The organism is Acidimicrobiales bacterium (genome assembly GCA_035546775.1).
Classification (GTDB): Bacteria; Actinomycetota; Acidimicrobiia; order Acidimicrobiales; family JACCXE01; genus JACCXE01.
This window is the reverse complement of record DASZWD010000020.1, coordinates 29,249-50,245: the sequence shown is the minus strand read 5'-3', so window position 1 is coordinate 50,245 and position 20,997 is coordinate 29,249. Positions and strand designations below refer to the sequence as shown.

Annotated in this window: 19 protein-coding genes; 5 read left to right on the top strand and 14 right to left on the bottom strand. The window is 69.3% G+C overall.

What is annotated here, in order from left to right; translation table 11 throughout:
* Positions 1 to 7 precede the first annotated feature (7 nt).
* On the top strand, positions 8 to 712 hold the full coding sequence (locus VHC63_04500) for a hypothetical protein (protein HVV35841.1): 705 nt from the start codon (positions 8 to 10) through the stop codon (positions 710 to 712).
* Entirely contained in the window at positions 709 to 3,426 is a 2,718-nt protein-coding gene (locus VHC63_04495) for a sulfatase-like hydrolase/transferase (protein HVV35840.1), read from the top strand. The genes VHC63_04500 and VHC63_04495 overlap by 4 nt, the downstream gene beginning before the upstream one ends.
* Here the strand turns inward: VHC63_04495 and VHC63_04490 are convergent, their stop codons facing one another.
* From VHC63_04490 to rpsO, 5 genes are all read right to left on the bottom strand, one after another.
* Entirely contained in the window at positions 3,427 to 4,467 is a 1,041-nt protein-coding gene (locus VHC63_04490; GenBank protein HVV35839.1) for an NAD(P)-dependent alcohol dehydrogenase, read from the bottom strand. It lies immediately after the preceding gene.
* Positions 4,467 to 5,252 carry a 4-hydroxy-tetrahydrodipicolinate reductase gene (dapB, locus tag VHC63_04485; GenBank protein ID HVV35838.1) on the bottom strand — a complete coding sequence of 262 codons (786 nt, stop codon included), beginning with the start codon at positions 5,250 to 5,252 and terminating at the stop codon, positions 4,467 to 4,469. The genes VHC63_04490 and dapB overlap by 1 nt, the downstream gene beginning before the upstream one ends.
* 9 nt (positions 5,253 to 5,261) lie before the next feature.
* On the bottom strand, positions 5,262 to 6,518 hold the full coding sequence (locus tag VHC63_04480) for a pitrilysin family protein (GenBank protein ID HVV35837.1): 1,257 nt from the start codon (positions 6,516 to 6,518) through the stop codon (positions 5,262 to 5,264).
* A 5-nt stretch (positions 6,519 to 6,523) separates the two neighbouring features.
* On the bottom strand, positions 6,524 to 8,863 hold the full coding sequence (locus VHC63_04475) for a polyribonucleotide nucleotidyltransferase (GenBank protein ID HVV35836.1): 2,340 nt from the start codon (positions 8,861 to 8,863) through the stop codon (positions 6,524 to 6,526).
* A 181-nt stretch (positions 8,864 to 9,044) separates the two neighbouring features.
* On the bottom strand, positions 9,045 to 9,302 hold the full coding sequence (rpsO, locus tag VHC63_04470) for a 30S ribosomal protein S15 (protein ID HVV35835.1): 258 nt from the start codon (positions 9,300 to 9,302) through the stop codon (positions 9,045 to 9,047).
* Between the two features lie 99 nt (positions 9,303 to 9,401).
* Here rpsO and arfB point away from each other — a divergent pair, with 99 nt between their 5' ends.
* On the top strand, positions 9,402 to 9,800 hold the full coding sequence (arfB, locus tag VHC63_04465) for an alternative ribosome rescue aminoacyl-tRNA hydrolase ArfB (protein ID HVV35834.1): 399 nt from the start codon (positions 9,402 to 9,404) through the stop codon (positions 9,798 to 9,800).
* A complete protein-coding gene (locus tag VHC63_04460; protein HVV35833.1) occupies positions 9,790 to 10,797 on the top strand; it encodes a hypothetical protein in 1,008 nt (335 codons plus the stop codon). The genes arfB and VHC63_04460 overlap by 11 nt, the downstream gene beginning before the upstream one ends.
* Before the next feature lie 6 nt (positions 10,798 to 10,803).
* On the opposite strand, the gene VHC63_04455 is transcribed toward VHC63_04460, so the two are convergent.
* The 6 genes from VHC63_04455 to VHC63_04430 are packed head-to-tail and all read right to left on the bottom strand — an operon-like array spanning position 10,804 to position 15,054.
* Complete coding sequence (locus VHC63_04455) at positions 10,804 to 11,745, bottom strand: bifunctional riboflavin kinase/FAD synthetase (GenBank protein ID HVV35832.1); 942 nt, start codon at positions 11,743 to 11,745, stop codon at positions 10,804 to 10,806.
* A gap of 10 nt (positions 11,746 to 11,755) precedes the next feature.
* Positions 11,756 to 12,622 carry a tRNA pseudouridine(55) synthase TruB gene (truB, locus tag VHC63_04450; protein HVV35831.1) on the bottom strand — a complete coding sequence of 289 codons (867 nt, stop codon included), beginning with the start codon at positions 12,620 to 12,622 and terminating at the stop codon, positions 11,756 to 11,758.
* On the bottom strand, positions 12,619 to 13,608 hold the full coding sequence (locus tag VHC63_04445; protein ID HVV35830.1) for a bifunctional oligoribonuclease/PAP phosphatase NrnA: 990 nt from the start codon (positions 13,606 to 13,608) through the stop codon (positions 12,619 to 12,621). The genes truB and VHC63_04445 overlap by 4 nt, the downstream gene beginning before the upstream one ends.
* The gene (gene rbfA, locus VHC63_04440) at positions 13,598 to 13,984 is read right to left on the bottom strand and encodes a 30S ribosome-binding factor RbfA (protein ID HVV35829.1); all 387 of its coding nucleotides are present in this window, start codon (positions 13,982 to 13,984) and stop codon (positions 13,598 to 13,600) included. Before rbfA ends, VHC63_04445 begins: the two co-directional genes overlap by 11 nt.
* Positions 13,985 to 14,479: a hypothetical protein gene (locus VHC63_04435; GenBank protein ID HVV35828.1), complete on the bottom strand. Its 495-nt coding sequence runs from the start codon at positions 14,477 to 14,479 to the stop codon at positions 13,985 to 13,987.
* Positions 14,476 to 15,054, bottom strand: coding sequence for a hypothetical protein (locus tag VHC63_04430; GenBank protein HVV35827.1), 579 nt, complete (start codon positions 15,052 to 15,054; stop codon positions 14,476 to 14,478). Before VHC63_04430 ends, VHC63_04435 begins: the two co-directional genes overlap by 4 nt.
* Between VHC63_04430 and VHC63_04425 the strand changes: the two genes are divergently transcribed.
* On the top strand, positions 15,044 to 16,105 hold the full coding sequence (locus VHC63_04425) for a hypothetical protein (protein HVV35826.1): 1,062 nt from the start codon (positions 15,044 to 15,046) through the stop codon (positions 16,103 to 16,105). The two genes, VHC63_04430 and VHC63_04425, sit on opposite strands and share 11 nt — an antisense overlap.
* On the opposite strand, the gene infB is transcribed toward VHC63_04425, so the two are convergent.
* From infB to rimP, 3 genes are all read right to left on the bottom strand, one after another.
* Positions 16,065 to 18,980 (bottom strand): translation initiation factor IF-2, encoded by a 2,916-nt coding sequence (gene infB, locus VHC63_04420; protein ID HVV35825.1) that lies wholly within the window; start codon positions 18,978 to 18,980, stop codon positions 16,065 to 16,067. The two genes, VHC63_04425 and infB, sit on opposite strands and share 41 nt — an antisense overlap.
* A gap of 302 nt (positions 18,981 to 19,282) precedes the next feature.
* The gene (gene nusA / locus VHC63_04415; protein HVV35824.1) at positions 19,283 to 20,473 is read right to left on the bottom strand and encodes a transcription termination factor NusA; all 1,191 of its coding nucleotides are present in this window, start codon (positions 20,471 to 20,473) and stop codon (positions 19,283 to 19,285) included.
* Positions 20,470 to 20,952 carry a ribosome maturation factor RimP gene (rimP, locus tag VHC63_04410; protein HVV35823.1) on the bottom strand — a complete coding sequence of 161 codons (483 nt, stop codon included), beginning with the start codon at positions 20,950 to 20,952 and terminating at the stop codon, positions 20,470 to 20,472. The genes nusA and rimP overlap by 4 nt, the downstream gene beginning before the upstream one ends.
* Positions 20,953 to 20,997: the final 45 nt, after the last annotated feature.

Sequence of the window (20,997 nt, the reverse complement as noted above, 5' to 3'; positions counted from 1 at the left end):
TCACGCGATGACCGAGCCGGTGCGCACCGACGAGGAGCGCCGCGCTCGTCGGAAGAAACTGACGATCCTGCTCGTCCCGATCGTGGCGTTCTGGGCGTCGGGCACCATCGTCGGATTCGCCTCGCCGGCGTTGATCAACAGCCACCCGGTCGTCGTGATCTTCTTCAACCCGATCAACCGCTACCTGATCCTGGCGTCGAACCGCGTGAACCCCGTCGTGTTCTACGGCGTGTCGTTCTTCCGCCTGGTGCTCACCGACCCGCTCTACTTCCTCCTCGGCCGCTGGTTCGGCGACGGCGCCCTCGACTGGATCGAACGCAACACCGGCAACAGCGGGACCGTGCCGTTCATCAAGAAGTGGTTCACGCGCGCCGGGCCGGTCATCGTGTTCCTGGCGCCCAACGCCTACGTGTGCTTACTGGCGGGCGCATCGGGCATGAACATCCCGTGGTTCGTCACCCTCAACGTGACCGGCACCGTCGCCCGACTGATCTTCATCCGCAAGACGGCGAACCTGTTCAAGCCGGTGCTCGACCCGGTGCTGCGCTTCATCCACCACTACCAGTGGCCGCTGGTCGCGATCTCCATCGCGCTGTTCGCGCTCCAGTGGGCGATGAACCGCAAGAAGGGGACGGAACCGGCCGAGATGCGCGGCGTCAGCGCCATGGCCGACGAGCTCGAAGCGTCGATCGAAGCCAACGAGAACGAGTGAGGCGCTTCCTGCATCTCGCGACGGTGCTGGCGCTCGTTACCACGCTCGCGGTTGCGCTGTCGACCGCGCCGGCGCACTCGGCCGCACTGACGCCGCCGAAGCCGAACATCCTCATGATCGTCGCTGACGACCAGGCCAACTCGACGTTCAACCGGTCGCTCATGCCGACGGTGTTCAGCCAGATCGTCGACCGGGGCGAGTTGTTCGACCGCCACTACGTCGCCTCGAGCCTGTGCTGCCCGTCGCGCAGCGAGCTCCTCACCGGATTGTTCGAACAGAACACGGGCGTCGATAGCAACGAACTCGACATGACCCGCCCGACGATCGTCGACGCCCTCCACCAGGCGGGCTACCGCACGGCCATCGCCGGCAAGTACCTCAACAGCCACGCGTGCGCCAGCCCCAAGCCCGAGTTCGACCTGTGGGTGTGTCAGGGCAACGGCGGCTCGTCGTACTCGCTCGTCGACCCGAAGCTCAACGTCAACGGCACGTGGACGAACCGCACCGGCGTCGCCCCAGAAATCCTCGCCGACTACCTGACCGACTTCATCGGGTCCACGCCGGCGGACAAGCCGTTCTTCGCCATGTACACGCCGACGTCGCCCCACATGCCGGCGAACGACCCGCGCTACGCCACCCTGCCGGTGACGCCGCCGCGGGGCCCGTCATGGAACGAGGACACCACAGCGGCGAACAAGCCGAACTACACGCGCATCCCGCCCTTCGACGCCGGCCTCACCGCTCGGCTCGACAACGACTTCGTGTCGATGACCCGCGCCGTGCGCGGCCTCGACGACTCGGTCAAGACGCTGCTCGCCGGCCTCGGCGCGCGGGCGAACAACACGCTCGTGGTCTACGTGTCGGACAACGGCTACCTCTACGGCGAGCACCGCGGCCACTTCAAGGAGGTTGCCTACGAGGAGGCGGTGCGCACGCCGATGGCGATCCGCTACCCGGCGCAGATGAAGGCGTCGCTCGTCGGCACGACGTCGCACGCCCTCGTGCAGAACATCGACTTCGCCCCGACCTTCGCCGACGAGGCGGGCATTCAGTGGAACGTCGACGGAACGTCGCTGATGCCGCTCGTGCGCGGCGACGCCGCCACGGTACGCAGCGCCGCGATCATCGAGCACTGCGAGGGCCCGAGCTACCCGTGCGGCGTGACGCGCCCGCTGTACTGGAGCCTCGGTGCGTTCGCGCCCCCGTCGTTCTTGGGTGTCGTCGAGAGCCGAATGAAGTACGTGGCCTACGCGACCGGTGAGCGCGAGCTGTACGACCTCAGCGCGGATCCGAACGAACTGCACAACCTGGCCGGCAACCCGACGTGGGCGGCCGAACAGGCGCGGCTCGACACCGAACTACAACAGCGCACGGCACCCCACACACCCAACACGACGCTGCTGCGCGCCACCACGGGACCGAACGGGTCGTTGGTGGCGGTGCGCACCGTCGGCTTCACCTACTTCGCCGACACACGCACCGCGACCTTCACCTGCAGCTTGCTGCGCGACGCCGTCGTCGTGTCTGACGGCCCGTGCCCCGCCGCCGGCTTCGCCGCCGGCCCGCTCGCCGACGGTGACTACACGTTCCGCGTGGCCGCCGTCGCCCCGAACGGCACGGCCGACCCGACGCCGGAAACGCGCACGTTCTCGATCCACCGCGTCGGGCCGTCGTATGGCATCAGCGGCGTGCCCGCTGCCAGCCGCCAGCGCTCGGGCACGATCCGGTTCCGGCCGGCCGTGGCCACCACCAACGTCGAGTGCCAACTCAGCGCGACGGGCGTCGGCGCCTGGAAGCCGTGCTCGCCCGACACCGGATACGCCTACAGCAACCTGCGCGACGGTCGTTGGATCTTCCGCGTGCGCGGCACCGGGCCGGGCGGGGTGCAGACGAGCCCACCGAGCGAGGCGTGGTTCCGCGTCGACAACGCCGGACCCACGGCGGCGTTCACGAGCGCGCCGGCGCGGCAAACCAAGCAGCAAACGGCGTCGTTCGCCTTCGGCTTCGGTGAACCGGTCGGCGCACCGGTGATGTGCCGGATCGACACCGGGGCTCAGTCGCCGTGCGACAGCGGCACACTCACCACCGGCACCCTGGCCAACGGCACGCACGTTCTCGGCGTCACCGCCGTCGACGCCGTCGGTAACGCCGCGACGACCAACTACCAGTGGGTCATCGACCGCACCGCGCCGACGATCAGCGGCACGTCGCCGGCGGGGACGATGGGTCCGGACCCCTTCGTGAAGGTCAGTGCGAACGAAACCGTGAAGTGGGTGTTCTCCGTCGACGGCGGGCCGTACTTCGACGGCGACCCGACGTTCATGATCCTGTACTCGCTCGCCGACGGGCCGCACGTGCTGCGCTCGCGCGCCTACGACGCCGCCGGCAACCTGTCGCCCATCCTCACCCAGACCTGGACGCAGTCGAGCAGCGCACCGAGCGGCGGCGCCGTGCGCGCCTCGGGCATGCCGACGACCACGATCACGGCCGGCCCGTCGGGCACGACCACCAACGAGGTGTCGGGCTTCGCGTTTACCGCCGACGTCAAGGGAGCGACGTTCGAATGCGCCCTCGACAGCACCGCCTTCACGCCGTGTTCGAGTCCGGTCGTCTACGAGGACCAGGCGATCGGCGACCACACCTTCGCGGTGCGCGCCACGGCCAACGGCACCGCCGGCCCCGCCGCCACGCGCCACTGGACGATCACGGCGTAGTTACATCGTCGACGCGTCGATGACGAAGCGGTAGCGCACGTCGCTGGCGACGACGCGGTCCCATGCCTCGTCGATCTGTGACGCCGGGATCGTCTCGACGAGGGCGGCAACGCCGTGCCGCGCGCAGAAGTCGAGCATCTCCTGGGTCTCGGCGAGACCACCGATGCAGGAACCGGCGAGGGTGCGGCGGTCGGTTGCCACCCACCCGGCCTTGAACTCCATCTTCTCCGGCGGCAGCCCGACGAGCACGAAGGCCCCGTCCACCCGCAGGAGCGACAGGTACTCCTCGAGGTCGATCGGCACCGACACCGTGCTCACGATCAGGTCGAAGCGGCCCCGCAACGCGTCGAAGGTCGCTGCGTCACTGGTGGCGTAGTACGCGCTGGCACCGAGCCGCGCGCCGTCGTCCTGCTTGGCGAGGCTGTGCGACAGCACCGTCACCTCCGCCCCCATCGCGTGGGCCAGCTGCACCCCGAGGTGACCGAGCCCACCCATGCCCACAATGGCCACCGACTTACCGTTTCCCGCGCCCCAGTGCCGCAGCGGCGAGTACAGCGTGATTCCGGCGCACAGCAGCGGCGCGGCGGCGTCGAGGGCGAGCGCGTCGGGGATGCGAAACACGAAGTCCTGGTCGACGACGACGTGCGTCGAGTAGCCGCCGTGAGTGACCCGCCCGTCGCGGCCGATGGCGCCGTAGGTCTCGGTGGCGCCGACCTCGCAGTACTGCTCACGATCGGTGACGCACGACGCGCACTCGCGGCACGAGTCGACGATGACACCGACACCGACGCGGTCGCCGACCTTGTGCCGCGTGACCGCGGAACCGACGGCGTCGACGACGCCGGTGATCTCGTGGCCCGGCACCAGCGGGTAGATCGTCTCACCCCATTCGCCCCGCGCGGTGTGGATGTCGGAGTGGCAGATGCCGGCGTACTTGATGGCGACCGATACGTCGTGGGCGCCGAGGTCGCGGCGCTCGATGGTCGTCTTCTCGAACGGCGCGCCGGGAGCCGCGGTCGCGTAGGCGGTGACGGCGCGCATCAGCTCAGCCCCATCAGGTCGGCGAGACCCACGGTGAGCCCCGGGCGGTCGACGACCGCCTTCGTCGCCATCAGCACGCCCGGCATGAACGACGTGCGGTCGAAGGTGTCATGGCGGATCGTGAGCGACTGGCCGGTGGTGCCGAAGATCACCTCTTGCGAGGCGATCATGCCGCGCATGCGCACGGAGTGAATCGGGATGCCGGCCGCGCCCTTGGCGCCGCGGGCGCCCGCGATGTGTTCGATGGTCGTCGGGTCCGCCGCCCACTCCCCCTGCGCCGCTGCGATGCGCTGCGCGGTGTCGATGGCGGTGCCCGACGGTGCGTCCTTTTTGCCGTCGTGGTGCATCTCGATGATCTCGACTGTGTCGAAGAACGGCGCCGCTTTGGCCGCCAGGTAGCCGTCGAGGACCGCGCCCACGGCGAAGTTGGCGGCGACGATGCAATTGGGCGCCCCGTCGCCGGTGAACAAGTGGCGCAAGTCGTCGATGTCCTTGTCACCGAAGCCGCTGGTGCCGATCACCGCGTGGGTGGCGTGCGTGGCGCACCACGCGGCGTTGACGCGGGCCGCGTCGATCACCGTGAAGTCGATGGCCACCTGCACGCCGGCGTCGGCGAAGGCGTGCGCCTCCTTGGCCACCGTGATGCCCTGCACCGACTCGCCCTCGGCGTACGGGTCGACGCCCGCCACCAGTTCGAGCGCGCCGTCAGCGGCTACGGCGGCGCAGATGGTGCGACCCATGCGACCTGCGGCCCCGAACACGCCAACGCGAATGGGATCTGCCATCCGCTGTTTTTACCAGCGAGCGACGTGTTCGGAGATCTCGGTTTCACTCACCGGGCCGACGACGGCCACGACGCGGGGTGCAGCGGCGAGGTCCTGGACGACGCGCGTCACGTCTTCGGCCGTCACGTCGCGAATGCGCTGCGCCGCCACGTCGACCTCGTCGACGCGCCCGAGCGCCAGTTGCGACGACGCGATGCTCGCCATGCGCGACCCCGTGTCTTCGAGACCGAGGTGGAACGCCCCGACGAGGTGGCGCCGGGCGATGTCGAGCTCGCGGGCGGCGACACCGTCGTGGGCGACGCGCGCCAACTCCGTGCCGATGATGTCGAGCGTGTCGCACACCTTCGCCGGCGCGGTGCCCGCGCAGATAACGAGCAGGCCGGCGTCGCTGAACAGCGACCGGTAGCTGTAGATCGTGTACGCCAGGCCCCGCTTCTCGCGCACCTCCTGGAACAGCCGCGACGACAACCCTCCGCCGAGCAGCTGGTCGACGACGGCGAGGGCGTAACGGTCGTCGCTGTGCTGGTCGACGGTGGGCAGCGCGATGCACAGATGCACCTGTTCGGTGTCCTGCACGTCGACGGCCACCGCGGCCGCCGGGCGCGCTGGCGTCGGCCGCGCCTTGCCTGCGGGCGCTGCGGCCCGCGCCGCGGCGATCGCCTCACCGGCGGCGCACACCGCGTCGTGGTCGACGGCGCCGGCCGCGGCGACGACGATGTTCGCCGGCGTGTAGTTGGTGGCGAAAAACTCGGCGATGGCGTCGCGGGGCATCACCTCGATGGACTCTTGCGAGCCGAGGACGTCATTGCCCAGAGCGTTGTGCGGATACGTCGACTGGAGAACGAAATCGTGCACCCAATCGGCGGGTTCGTCGTCGCGTTCGAGAATCTCCTCGACGATCACGCCCCGCTCGACTTCTACGTCGGCCGGCGCGATCACCGGCGCCGCCATGATGTCGACGAGGATGTCGAGGGCTTCGGCGCCGTCGTCGTCGAGGCACTTGACGTGAAAGCCGGTGTGCTCGCGCGACGTGAAGGCGTTCATGTCACCGCCCATGGCGTCGATCGCCTCGGCGATGTCGGCGGTCGAACGAGTCGCCGTCCCCTTGAACAGCAGGTGCTCGAGGAAATGCGACGCCCCGGCAAGTTCGGCGGACTCGTCGCGCGAACCGGTGCCCACCCAGGCCCCGTACGCCACCGAGCGCGCCGCAGGGACGCGCTCGGTAACGACGGTTAGGCCCGAGTCAAGACGGGTGGAGTTCAGCAAGCGCGCTAGCGGCGTCCGCCACCGCGACGCGGGTTGCGACGCGGACCGCGGTCCCCCTCGCTGCGCGGCGCACGCTCCTCGGCGGGGCCGAGATCACCGAGCGAATCGCCCAGCTCTTCGTCGAGGAATTCCTCGAAACTGGCCGTGGCGACGGCGCCACCTTCCGACGACGCCTCAGTCGACGCGCCGCCTTCTTTGGCCGCCGGCGCGTCGCCGGCGATCGACAGGCTGACCTTGCCCTGCTGGTCGATGTCGTCGACACGCACCTCGACCTCGTCACCGAGATCGACGACGTCTTCGACCTTGTCGATGCGCTTGCCCTGGCCGAGCTTGCTGATGTGCAGCAGGCCGTCGCGGCCCGGGAGAATGTTGACGAACGCGCCGAACTTGGTGATGTTCACCACGCGGCCCTTGTACGTCTCACCCACGTGCGCCCGGGGCGGGTCGAGGATCAGCTCGATGCGGCGACGGGCCTCGGCGACGGCGCCACCGTCGGTCGAGCCGATGGTGACCGTGCCCACCATGCCGTCGTCGTCGACGCCGATGTCGGCGCCGGTTTCCTGCTGGATGGCGTTGATGACCTTGCCCTTGGGGCCGATGACCTCGCCGATCTTGTCGATCGGGATCTCGAAGCTGACGATCTTCGGGGCACTGTCGGCCACTTCCTCACGCGGCTCGGCGATGGCGCTGGCCATGATCTCGAGGATCTTGAGGCGGGCGTCGCGGGCCTGGGTGAGTGCTTGGGCGAGCACCTCGGCGGGCAGGCCGTCGATCTTGGTGTCGAGCTGAAGCGCGGTGACGAAGTCGGCGGTGCCGGCGACCTTGAAGTCCATGTCACCGAAGGCGTCTTCGGCGCCGAGGATGTCGGTCAGCGGCGTGTACTTGCCCTCGGCGTAGACGAGGCCCATGGCGATGCCGGCGACGGGCGCCTTGATCGGCACGCCGCCGTCCATCAGCGACAGCGTCGACGAGCACACCGACGCCATCGACGTCGAGCCGTTCGACGCCAGCACTTCGGACACCAGGCGCAGCGCGTACGGGAACTCTTCGACGTGGGGCACGACCGGGAGCAGGGCGCGCTCGGCGAGCAGGCCGTGGCCGATCTCGCGGCGCTTGGGCGAACCCATGCGGCCCGTCTCGCCGTTGGCGAAGGGCGGCATGTTGTAGTGGTGCATGTAGCGCTTCTTGTCTTCGCCGGCGATGTTGTCGAGCATCTGGTCCATCTTCGGCATGCCCAGGGTGAGGACGTTGAGAACCTGGGTCTCACCACGCTGGAACAGGCCAGTGCCGTGCGCCGTGGGGATGAGGCCGACCTCGGCTGAGATCGGGCGCAGGTCCGCCGGACCGCGGCCGTCCATGCGCACGCCGTCGTTGACGATGCGGGCGCGCACCGCCTTCTTGGTCAGCGAGCGAACCGCAGCCTTGATCTCCTTGCCGCGGTCGGGGAACTCCTCGGCGAGGGTCTCCTGCGCGCTGGCGGCGATGGCGTCAAGGGCATCGTTGCGCTCGGCCTTCTGGATGATGGTGCACGCCTTGGCGATGTCGTCGGACGCGATGGCGGCAACGCGCTCGTACACGTCGTCCTCGTAGTCGACGCCGACGGTGAACTGCAGCGGCTCGACCTCGCCGACCTGCTTGACCAGTTCATCCTGCAGCAGGCACGACTCGCGGATCCACGTCTTGGCCTGTTCGAGGCCCTCGGCGATGCGCTCTTCGGTGACCTTGGGGGCGCCGGCCTGGTAGTAGTCCCACGCCTTCTCGGTGCCGCCGGCCTCGACCATCATGATGGCGACGTCGTCACCGACGATCCGACCGGCCACCACGATCTCGAAGGTGCACTCGTCGCCGTCGTCGTAGGACACGTGCGGGAGCCACTCGCCTTCCTGGCTGAAGCCCATGCGCACCGCGCCGATGGCGTGCTCGAACGGGATGCCCGAGATGCGCAGCGCGGCGGACGCGGCGTTGATCGCCAGCACGTCGTGCGGGTTCTCCTGGTCGTTGCCGATGATGGTGGCGACGACGTCGACGTCGTTGCGGAAGCCGTCGGGGAACGACGGGCGCAGCGGACGGTCGATGAGGCGGCACGTCAGGATGGCGTTGTCCGTCGGACGGCCTTCACGGCGGAAGAAGCTGCCGGGGATCTTGCCGGCGGCGTACATGCGCTCTTCGACGTTGACGGTCAGCGGAAAGAAGTCGGTGCCCTCACGGACCGACTTGGCGGCGTTGGCGGTGCACAGCACCGTGGTCTCGCCGATCTTGGCTACGACGGCGCCCTGTGACTGCTGCGCCAGCTTGCCCGTCTCGAACGACAACGTCTTGTCGGTGCCCGAAATCGGCGCCGACACTGAAACGAATTTGGAACCCACGTTGGGTTGTCTCCTCTATGTGTGAGGCGACACGGTGAGCCAGTTCCCAGTTGGCATCCTCCGAACCACGTGTTCGGGGAACGGCAACTGGCAGCTGGCTTCTGCTGGTCGCCAGTTGTGCAACGAGCGCCCTAGGTGGGCGCTCGCAGTAGTGCTTCGGTTATCGGCGGTGGCCGAGGGCGGCCACGATCGCTCGGTACCGCTCGATGTCGGTCTTCTCAAGGTACGCCTTGATGCGCTTCTGCTTACCGATCAGCTGCATCAGACCACGGCGGGTGTGATGGTCACCTTTGTGGGTGCGCAGGTGCTCCGTGAGGTGCTTGATGCGTCCTTCGAGCAACGCGATCTGGACCTCGGGCGTACCCGAGTCCTTCTCGTGCTTGCCATATTGGGCGATGACCTCAGCGGTGGTGGGCATGGAGCAGGGCTTCCTTGAATTTCTCGATCGACGGGAAGCGGACGCGTGCGTCCGGTAACCGGGGTTCAAAGATAGCAGGTCAGTACCTTTTGCAGCATGTTGCGGGTCTCCGGCAGCTGCATTCTCCCTGATCACGAGCTGCGGATCAGCGTGTCGCGGTCGTCGGGACCGGGCGGGCAGCACGTGAACACCTCGAATTCCCGGGTCGAAGTCACCTTTGACGTGGCCAATTCCACCGCCCTCGGTCCCCGCCAGAAGGCCCGGTTGCTGGAGAAGCTCGGTCCGGTCGTGCGGGTGGTGGCGAGCGACGAGCGTTCCCAGCTGCGGAACAAGGAGATCGCACTCGCCCGCCTGGCCGAGCGGCTGGCGGGCGCGCTGCGGGTCGAAAAGCCGCGGGTGGCGACCCGGGCGACCAAGGCGTCGAAGGAACGCCGTCTCGATGCCAAGCGCCGGACGTCGCAGATCAAGGCGGGACGCCGGGGCCGCTATGACGACTGACGAGCTGCTCGCCGAGGTGGCCGAGGTCCTGCCCGGCGCCGTGCTGGTCGAGGACCTCACCAACAGCGGGCGCGCCGCGCTGGCCCGGGTCGCGATCGACGGCGAGACCTACATCGCCAAGCGGCACGCAACCGTCGAACGCTTCCGCAACGAAGTCGAAGCGCTGCGCACGCTGCCTCAGGCCTTCCGACCCGGGCTCGTGGCGGTCGGGCCGCGGGTGGTCGTGATGGAGGACTTCGGTCCCGGCGAGTCGCTGGCCGACGTGCTGCTGGGCGACGACCCGGCGCGCGCCCACGACGCACTGCGGCTCTGGGCCCGAACGCTGGCCGCGGCGCTCAAGCCGTCGCTGAGCGAGGGCGCGCGACCAGAGCGGTTGAGCTTGGCCGGCAACGTGGACGCGCTGCTCGCATTCGCCGGCGAGCTCGGGTGCGCCGGCGACGTCGACGGCGACATCGCGGCGATCGAAGACGCACTCAGCGCGCACACGCCGTGGTTCGCCTTCGGCCCGAGCGACGCCTGTCCCGACAACAACCGGCTCTTCGCCGACGGCACCATGAAGCTGTTCGACTTCGAGGGCGCGGGGTGGCGCCACGCGGCGAGCGAAGCCGCCTACACCCGCGCACCGTTCTGCACGTGCTGGTGTGTCGCCGCGCTCCCCGGCGGCACGACCGAACAGATGGAGGACGCGTTCATGGCCGTGCTCGACCCGCCCGAGGCGGACGCGTTCCGCGCCGCGACGGGCGCGGCGGTCGTGGCCTACGTGTTCCAGATGGCACACGTGTTGCAGTGGCTGGCCGAGACCGATCGGCCGATGGCGCCCGCCGGCATCACGGCGCCCGCCCGCGGCCGCCAGTACGTGCACGACCGCATCGCCATGCTTGCCGGCTACGCCGACACGTACCCCTCGATCGCCACGCTGGCGACCGCGATAGCCCGCGCGATGCGTGCGCGCTGGCCCGGTTGCGACGTGTTGCCGCCCTACCCCGCGTTTGCGTAGACGCGCTCAGAAGCCCAGCGCGGCTCGGGTGGCGGCGACGTCGGCGTGCATCTGCTTGATCAGGTCGTCGACGTGGTCGAACCGCTGCTCCCCGCGGAGGCGCTCGACGAACGCGACCGCCGCCGGCTGGTCGTACAGGTCGCCGTCGAAGTCGAGGACGTAGGCCTCCAGCAGCGACGCCTTGGCGTCGACGTAGAACGTCGGGCGCCGACCGAGGGATACCGCCGCAGGACGGGCGACACCGTCGGGCGTCGTGTACAGCGCGGCGTAGATGCCGTCGGCCGGCAGGCACACGCCATCGGGCACCGCCACGTTCGCCGTCGGAAAGCCGAGTTCGCGCCCACGGGCGTCGCCGTGCATCACCGTGCCGCGCACTTCGTGGGGCCGGCCGAGCAGGGCGGCGGCGCGCACGACCTCGCCGTCGTGCAGCAAGCCGCGAATGCGGGTCGAGGACACCGCGGCGTCACCGGTGGCGACGAGGCGCATACCGAGCACGTCGAAGTCGTGCACCGCGCCGAGGCGCTGCAACATCTCGACGTTGCCGGCGCGCTTGGCGCCGAAGTGAAAGTCGTGACCGACCACGATCGCGCGGGCGCGCAAACCGTCGAGCAGCACTTCGTTGACGAACGCCTCGGCCGTCTCGTGCGAGCGCTCCTCGTCGAACCGGATGACGAGCACGAGGTCGAGACCGGTCGTCTCCAGCAACTCGAGGCGCTGCTCGAGCGACGTCAACCGGCACGGCGCCGACTCGGGCCGCACCACCGTCGCCGGATGCCGATCGAAGGTGACCATGGCGCTGAGCGCGCCCCGCGTCTCGGCCAGGTGGCGGACCTCGTCGATCACGGCGCGGTGTCCGAGGTGCACGCCGTCGTACGCGCCGATCGTGACGACTGACCCGCGGTCACCGACGATGGCGCGAGCGGCCCCCGGCTCGGTTACGACGTCCACGACCGAGACGCTAACTGCCTACAAGCACGACATCGGGCACGAGGCGTTCGTCGACGGGCTGGTACACGGCGACGAGTTGGCCCGCGGCGTCGAGCACGCCGACGCGATCGGCGACCAGGCCAAGGAAGGTGTCGTCGAACAGCGCCCGACCGTGCGCCACGGCGTCGAGACCGTCGTCGTCGACGACGATCGTCGGCAGGTGCACGACGAGGTCAGCCATCGGGCGGGCGTGGTCGGGTGACAGCGCGTCGAGCGGGACGGCGTCGTCGGCCGAGAACGAGCCCACCGCCCGCCGGCGCAGGTTGCGCAGATGCGCACCCCCGCCGAGGGCGCGGCCCAAGTCGTCGGCCAGCGTGCGGATATACGTGCCGGTCGAGCACACGACGTCTACGAGCACGACGCCCGGTTCCACGAAGTCGCGCACGTCGAAGGAGTGCACGGTGACCGGGCGCGGCTTGCGCTCGACCTCGACACCCTGGCGGGCGAGGTTGTGCAGCCGTTGCCCGTCGATCTGCACGGCCGACACCATCGGCGGGATTTGCTCGATGTCACCTACGAAGCCGGTCGCGGCGGCGCGCACGTTGTCGAGGGTCAACCCGCTCATGTCGAAAGTGGCGGTGACCTCACCGCTGGCGTCGAGCGTGGTCGTCGTCGCACCGAACACGACTTCGCCGACGTAGGCCTTCTCGAGGTCACCGACGAACTTCAACAGACGCGTGGCGCGGCCGAGACCGACGAGGAGCACACCGGTGGCGTCGGGATCGAGTGTGCCGGCGTGGCCGACGCGCTTCTGCCCGAAGACCTTGCGGCTGCGCGCCACCACGTCGTGGCTCGTCCACCCCGCCGGCTTGTCGATGACGACGAATCCGTCGATCACTGGCCCTTAGCGACAGCCTTGACGGCGACCGCCACCGCTTCGCGCAGCGCGGCCTTGACCGACTCGAGCGACGCCGTCGACGTGAAGCCCGCCGCGTAACGGTGCCCGCCACCGCCGAACCCGGCCGCGACGGCCGACACGTCGACTTCGGTGACCGAGCGCAGCGACACGCGAATGCCTTCGGGCGTTTCCTTCAGCACCGCGCTCACCTCGGCTTCTTTCGTGCGGCGGACGAGGTCGATGAGGCCTTCGGTCTCCTCGATGGTGACGTCGCTGTCGTGCAGTTCGTCAGCGGTGACCCACGCCATCACGAACCCGTCGCGCTCGTCGAGCTCGGCGCGCGCCAAGCAGGCGCCGGCGAGCTTCAGATACGCCAGGCGATGCTCCTCGAACAGCTGGCGCGACAGCGCCGGGATCGGCAGGTCGAAGCGCGCCAGCTCTTCGGCGAGGGCGAAGACCTCGGGGGTGGTCGACTGGTACTGGAAGCGTCCGGTGTCGGTGACGAGGCCGGTGTAAAGGCACATCGCCGCGTCGCGCGTCAGCGCCCACCCCAATCGCTCGGCGAGGCGGCGCACCACGACTGCGGTTGCCGCGGCGTCGATGTCGATGACGTTGATGGTGCCGTAGCGGTCGTTCGACAAGTGGTGGTCGAGCACGATCAGCTCACGCGCCTTGACTGCGGAGGCGCCCAACTCGGCGAGGCGGGCGAGCGAGCCGCAGTCGAAGGTGATCATCACGTCGGGGGCGGTGGGGAACTCCTCGGGCGGCGTAGCGATCTCGAGGCCGGGCAGGTAGGCGTAGTGGGGCGCCACCACGAACGGCGCGGGCCACGACGCGATCGAGGGCTTGCCGTGGGCGAGGCAGAGATGGTGGAGGCCGAGCATGGAGCCGAGGGCATCGCCGTCGGGCGCGACGTGACACGCCAGCGCCACGGAGTCGGCGGCGTGGATCGCCGCCGCTGCCCGGTCGAGGTCGCTACTGGTCACCGCGTCCTTCCCGCTGCTGCCGCAAGATCTCTTCGATCCGCCATCCTGCATCCATCGCCGGATCGCGCTCGAATCGGAGCTGGGGCGTCCGCTTCATCCGTACCTCGCGGCCGATGTCGCGCTGCACGCCGATCCGCGCTTCTTCGAGCGCCTCCTCGACGTCGTCGTCCGCCGCGCCGCGGGTGGCATAGAACACGACGGCGTGGCGCAGGTCGGGGTCGACGTGCACCCCGGTGACCGTGACCATGCCCAGGCGCTCGTCGTCATTGCGCTCCAACGAGTCGGCGACCACGGCCTGCACGAGCCGGTCCACCCGCGCCGTTCGCGGGTACCGCCGAGTGTTCTCCCGCGCTGCCACCCCTCCATTGTGAAGCATCTAGGCGCCCGAGACGATAAGCCGCACCCGCAAGGGCGCCGCCTGGGCCCGGATCTGGGCGCGCAACATGCCGTCAGCTGAGGGCGTGACGACGTCGAGCTCGTCGACCGGTTCCCAGAAGACGAACGAGTTGGGACTGTCCGGAAGCAGCGCCCGGACGCCGTCGATGCGCCGTGAGAGGGCGGTGTAATTCAGGGGTGTGGCGTCGACGACGACCGCGCTCGAGTGCACGTGGCCCCGCAGTCGCCAGCCGTCGACGGGGCGCGCGGCGACGACTCCGATGTGGAGCGACGTTTCGGTGACCCAGGCGCCGCCGTAGCGCGGCCCGAAGAAGCGGCGGGCGGCGGCGACGATCACCTCCCTGTCGCGTAACTCCATCCGGACGAACGGTTTGCCGACGGCCGGCAGCGGCCGGGCGCTGCCACGAGTGGGCGCGGTCTGAACCAACACCGCCAGTGCCAGGCCGAACCACAGCCCGGCGACAAGACGCCTCATGCGCGGCGACGGTTGACGAGCACGGCGCCGCCGACGACGAGCACGCCGGCACCGACGGCCACCGCCAGCGCCACCCAGATGCTGACCCCACCGGACGACGTCGGCACCTTCGGCGCGTAATCGGCGGGGTCGACGCCGGCGTAGATAACTTCGGCCGGGAACTGCGAGATCGTGCGCGTGTCGAAGTACCGGGTCTTCGTTCCGTTCTTGTCGGTGGTGATGATGTCGGCGACCAGACGGCCCCGCTTGGTGGCATGACCCGAGAAGCCGAAGTAGTGGCAGGTGTACGGCTCGATCTCCCCACCGACGAAGTGGGCGTAGTTGCCCACCACGGTGCCGGTGTAGCCGAGGTAACCGACGGGCTCCTTCAGGGCGAACCCGGCAGGGATCTGGATGTCGACTGCCTCGACGGCCACCTCCTCCGCGGCCACCCCGATGTTGACCATCGTGTCCTGCCCGACCTTGATCGTCGCCGGGATCGAACAGAAGTGGGCGTCGGCGCGCGGCGCGCCCGCGCCGATGGTGACCACCGTGAGCGTGGCCAGGAGCGCGAGGATGACTCGCATGCGCCGCATCATCGTGACCGTAGTGATCGCCGCGTCTTTCCTGATGGCAGGGGCGTCACCGGCGTTCGCCCACACCGTCGCGGGCACGGGCGCCACCAACTACAAGACGACGCTCACGCGCGTGTCGCCGACGCTGCCGGGCCTGCACATCAAGGTCATCGAGGCCGGAAGCCGCGTGGAGGTGCGCTACACCGGCACCAAGACGATCTACGTGCTCGGCTACGTCGACGAGCAGTACCTGCGCATCGACAAGCGCGGCGTCTTCCAGAACCTCAACTCCCCTGCCACCTACATCAACAAGACACGTCAGGGCACCACGAACCCACCTGCCGACGTCGATCCGCGCAAGCAGCCGGTGTGGCACAAGGTGGCGAGCGGGCAGGTGGCGCGCTGGCACGACCATCGCATCCACTTCATGGGCGGCATCAATCCGCTGCCGATCCGGCAACACCCGGGGGAACGCCATGTGGTTCAGGACGACTGGCAGATCAAAGTCACCGACCTGACGACGACGGCCATCGCCCACGGTTCGCTGGTGTGGGTGCCCGGGCCGTCGCCGGCGCCGATGTTGCTGTTGGCACTGGTGCTGCTCGTCGTCGTCATAGGGGTGTCGCTGCTCGTTGCACCGTTCGTGCCGGTGCTGCTCGCGACCGCCGCGCTCGTCGTCATCGACATCGTGCACTCGCTCGCCATCGGCTTCGCCAACGCCGGCGGGCTCGGCGTGCACATCGCCCAGACGTTTGCGTCGTCGATCGTGTCGATCCCGGCGTGGGCCGTGGGCGCGCTCGGCGTGTGGTTGCTGGCGCGCAAGCGTGTCGACGGCTTCTTCGCCGCGGTGTTCTGCGGCCTCATCGTCGCCGTGGTCGGCGGTCTCGCCGACTTCAGCGTGCTCTCGCGCTCACAGGTGCCCTTCGCCCTGTCAGCCGCGGTGGCGCGGCCGATCGTGGCGGCGTCGTTCGGATTGGGAGTCGGTATCGCCGTGGCGAGCGGACTTGGCATCCGCCGCCTCGACCCGCGGCCTACGAGCGAGGAATCTCCCGCTCCTCAAACGTCTCGATGACGTCGCCGACCTGAAGGTCGGAGAAGTCGGAGAGCAACATGCCGCATTCGAAGCCGGCCTGCACTTCGCGCACGTCGTCCTTGAAGCGCCGCAGCGACGGCAGCGTGCCCTTCCAGATGATCGTGCCCTCGCGCAGGTAGCGCACCTTCGAGTTGCGGGTGATGACGCCCGACTGGACGTAGCAACCGGCCACCTTGCCCCGCGGCGTCGAGAAGACTTCGCGGACCTCGGCTTCGCCGGTGACGACTTCCTCGTACTCCGGCTTGAGCATGCCGACCATGGCGGCTTCGAGATCCTCGAGCAGCTTGTAGATGATCTCGTAGAGACGCATCTCCACGCCGAGGTTCTCGGCGAGTTCACGGGCCTTGCGGTCCGGACGCACGTTGAAGCCGATGATCGTGGCACCGGACGTGGCCGCCAGCGTGATGTCGGATTCGGTGATGCCGCCGACGGCGCGGCGCACGAAAGCGAGCTTCACTTCGTCGCGTTCGAGCTTGCGCAGCGACGCCGTGACCGCCTCCATCGAGCCGTGCACGTCGGCCTTGAGGATGACGTTGAGCGTGGCGGTCTCGCCGCGCTGGATCTGCTCGAAGATGTCCTCGAGCTTGGCGCCGCCACCCGTCGCCGCCGCACTGGATGCGAGGCCGGCGAAGCGCTGTCGCTGCTCGCGATGCTCGGCGAGAATCTTGGCCGCCTTGTCGTCGGCGACGCGGAAGTCGTCGCCCGCCGCGGGCACGTCGTTGAGACCGAGCACCTGCACCGGCGTCGACGGCAACGCCTCCTTCACGTTGTCGCCCTTGTCGTCGACGAGGGCGCGCACGCGGCCCCACGCTGCGCCCGCGAGCAGCGTGTCGCCCACCCGCAGCGTGCCGTTCTCGACGATGACGGTCGCGACCGGGCCGCGTCCGGTGTCGAGGTTGGCCTCCAGCACCACGCCGCGGCAGGCGCCTTCGGGATTGGCCACGAGTTCGTCGGCCAGCTGCACGTCGGCCACGAGCAGGATCTGCTCGAGCAGGTCGTCGATGCCGAGGCTCTGCAGCGCCGAGATCTGCACGACGATGGTGTCGCCGCCCCAGGCTTCGGGCGTGAGGCCTTGCTCGGACAGCTGCTGCATGACGCGATCGGGGTTGGCGTTCTCGCGGTCGATCTTGTTGATGGCCACCACGATCGGCACCTCGGCCGCCTTGGCGTGGTCGATGGCCTCGATGGTGGTCGGCATGACGCCGTCGTCGGCGGCGACGATCAGGATGACGATGTCGGTGACGTCCGCGCCGCGGGCGCGCATGGCCGTGAAGGCTTCGTGGCCCGGCGTGTCGATGAAGGTGATCAGACGGCCGTCTTTCTCCGTCTGGTACGCACCGATGTGCTGCGTGATGCCACCGGCCTCACCGGCGACGACGTTGGCGTTGCGGATGCGGTCGAGCAGCAGCGTCTTGCCGTGGTCGACGTGACCCATGACCGTGATGATCGGCGGGCGCGGCCGCAGATCAGCCTCGTCCTCGTCCTCGTCGTCGAAGTACTTGGCCGTCAGTTCCGCCTCGCGCTCGAGACCGGGGTCGACGAGACGGATGGTGGCGCCGAGTTCGACGGCGAACAACTCGATGGCGTCGTCGCTGAGCGACTGCGTGGCCGTGACCATCTCGCCCTGCTGGAACAGGAAGCGGACGACGTCGCCGGCGGTGCGGTTCAGCTTGGGACCGACCTCCTGGGCCGACGAGCCGCGCTCGATGATGACTTCGCCTTCGGGGACCGGCGCGTTGGACGGCGTGTAACTCGTTACCGCGCTGGGCCCGAGCTCCTCCATATCGCGACGACGCCGACGGCGACGCGCGCCTCCCTGACGCCCACGTTGACCGGGGCCACCGCCACCGGGACGGCCACCGGGGCCGCCGGCTTGGGGGCCACCACGGGTGCCGAAGCCGGCGCCGAAGCCGCCGCCACCCCCGCCACCACCGGGACCACCGCGATAGCCACCGCCGCCACCACCGGGACCACCGGTGCGGGCGCCACCAGGGCCACCGGGACGGCCGGCACCCATCCCGGGACCGCCACGGCCAGGTGCGCCCGTGCGGGGCCCACCAGGGCCACCACCGGGACCGCCGGCGCCGAGCGGACGCCGCACGCCCGGAGGCGGCGGGATCGGCTTGCCACTGGCCGAACGGGGCGGACCGGGAGGCGGCGGGATCGGCTTGCCGCTCGACGACATCGGCGGGCGCGGCGTGGCGGGCGCAGTCGGCGCGCCGGCAGGCGCCGCGGAAGCCGCGGGCGCAAGTGGGGTGTCGCCTTCAGGCGGCGCGATCGGGGCCGGCGCCGGCGCAGCCGCGGCCGGCTGCTGGGCCGGGGCCACTGGACGCGGGCGTGGCGGGCCATCGAGGCTGCCGGGACCCGACGGCCGCGGCGTGGCTGGCGGACGCGGCGGTTCGACCGGCGCCGGACGCGGCGCGATGACTTCGCTCGCGGGGCGTGACGTGACGACGCGGCCGGTGGTGACCCGCGTCGATGGCTCGGGAGCCGGCGGCGCAGCAGCAGCCGGCGCCAGCGGCTCCTCGGCCGGCTCGACGGCGGCGGGTGCGGGGGCCGGCGCGGGCTCGACCGGGGCAGGCGCCTCGGCGGCCGGCTCGACCGGAGCCGCCTCTTCCTTGGGCGCAGCTTTCTTCGCCGCGGCGGCCTTCTTGGCGGAGGTCTTCTTGACGGGCGCCGGCTCTTCGGGCTGGACCTCGCGGCGTAGGCCGTCGGCATCGGCGCGACGACGGACGCGGTCGGCCTGGGCGTCTTCGATGCTCGAGGAGTGGGTCTTGACCCCGATTCCGAGCGCGATCGCCAAATCGAGTGTCTCTTGGTTCGTCATCCCGAGCTCTTTGGCGAGCTCGTGCACTCGAATCTTCTTCTGAGGCAAATCGTTCCTTCTTGTAAATGCGGCCTTCTAGCTTCTCATAACTTCGCCAGGTGCCTTGAGTTGTATTGCCGGATCGCCCGTGATTTCGGTGCGCAGCGCCCTTGTGAACGCTTTGCGCCGTTTGGCTATTTCGATGCAGTCCGGCGAGTCAACGCACAGCCACGCACCTCGCCCGGCCGACACCTCGCTCCAGCGCACCTCGCCCGCAGGCGTGGCCACGATCCGGGCGAGCGGGCCCGGCGCATCGACTCGTCCACAGCCGATGCAGGTCCGCCGCGGCGTTATGCGTCGGCCTCGCTTTCAGTCGCCCCCGACAGTTCGACGGCGGCCGGCTCTTCCATCAGCTCTTTGATCTCGTCTTCCTCGACGGCTTCCTCCGCCGCGGCGTACTCGGCGGCCGAGACCACGTCACCCTCGGCGGACTTCCAGACCATTTCGCCCGTATCCGGGTCGGTGACCCACTCGCCTTCGGCCCATTCCTCGCCGCCGTACCCGGCTTCTTCCTCGGCGATCTGGGTTTCGGACTTGATGTCGATGCGCCAGCCCGTCAGACGCGCCGCCAGACGGGCGTTCTGGCCTTCTTTGCCGATGGCGAGGCTGAGCTGGAAGTCGTGGACGATGACGGTGGCCGTGCCCGTCTCCTCGTCGAGGCGGACTTCCTTTACCTTGGCCGGCTGGAGGGCGCGCATGACGAACTCCTGCTGGTCCTCGCTGAACGGCACGATGTCGACCTTCTCCCCGCGCAGCTCGTTGGTGACCATGCGCACGCGGGCACCCCGAGCGCCGACGCACGCACCAACGGGGTCGACGTTGGGGTCGTTCGACCACACGGCGATCTTGGTGCGATGCCCCGGCTCGCGCGCCGCGGCCTTGATCTCGACGACGCCGCCGGCGATCTCGGGCACTTCGAGCTCGAACAGGCGCTTGATCAGACCGGGGTGGGTGCGCGACACGACGATCTGGGGACCCTTGGTGGTCTTGCGCACTTCGACGATGTAGGCCTTGAGGCGGCTGCCGTGCTCGTAGCGCTCGTAGGGCACCTGCTCGGCCTGCGGCATCAGCGCCTCGACCTTGCCCAAGTCGAGGAGCGTGTAGCGGTTGTCGGACTGCTGGATGATGCCGGTGACGATGTCGCCCTCGCGCCCGGCGTACTCCTCGTACTTCATGTCGCGCTCGGCTTCACGGATGCGCTGGAGCACGACCTGCTTCGCCGTCTGCGCCGCGATGCGGCCGAAGTCCTCAGGCGTGTCGTCCCACTCGCGCACGACGTTGCCGTCCTCGTCGAGTTCCTGGCCGTACACCTTGATCTCGCCGGTGTCGGGATCGATGGTGACGACGGCTTCTTCCGCCGCGGTGTCGAGCCGCTTGTAGGCGGCGACCAGGGCGTTCGCCAGCGCGTCGAGCAGCGTGTCGACCGAGATGCCCTTTTCGCGGGCGAGCAATTGCAGAGCGTCGAGGAAATCAGCGTTCATGTGGAGGCGACTTTCTTCTTCTTGGTCGTGGGCTTCGGTGCGGGGCCCCAGACGAACACGGTCCGGGCCTTCTCGATGTCGGCGTAACTGAACCTGCGGCCGCCAACCGACACGCCGGTGTCGTCGGCGGCCTCGAGCAGGCCCTGGTGCCGACGTTCCCCTTCGACGTGTGGCTTCGTCTTGATGCTGACCGTCTCGCCGAGGGCGCCGTGGAAGTGCGCGGGCGTGCGCAGGGCCCGTTCGAGCCCCGGGCTCGACACCTCGAGCAGGTAGTGGTCGGCCGGGATCGGGTCGTGCTCGTCGAGCAGGTCCGACACGACGTGGTTGGCCTCGGTGAGGGCCTCGAGGTCGAGGGCCTGGCCGGGCCGAGTGACGGTTACGACGAGGCGACCGCCACCGAATTCCACGTCGAACACTTCGTAGCCCTTGGCGGCGAGGGCCGGTTCGACGAGCGTGCGCACGGTGTCGGCGAACTCCATCCCCTCTCCTTTCAAGGTGCAATAAAAGAGCGTGGACCCCAAAGG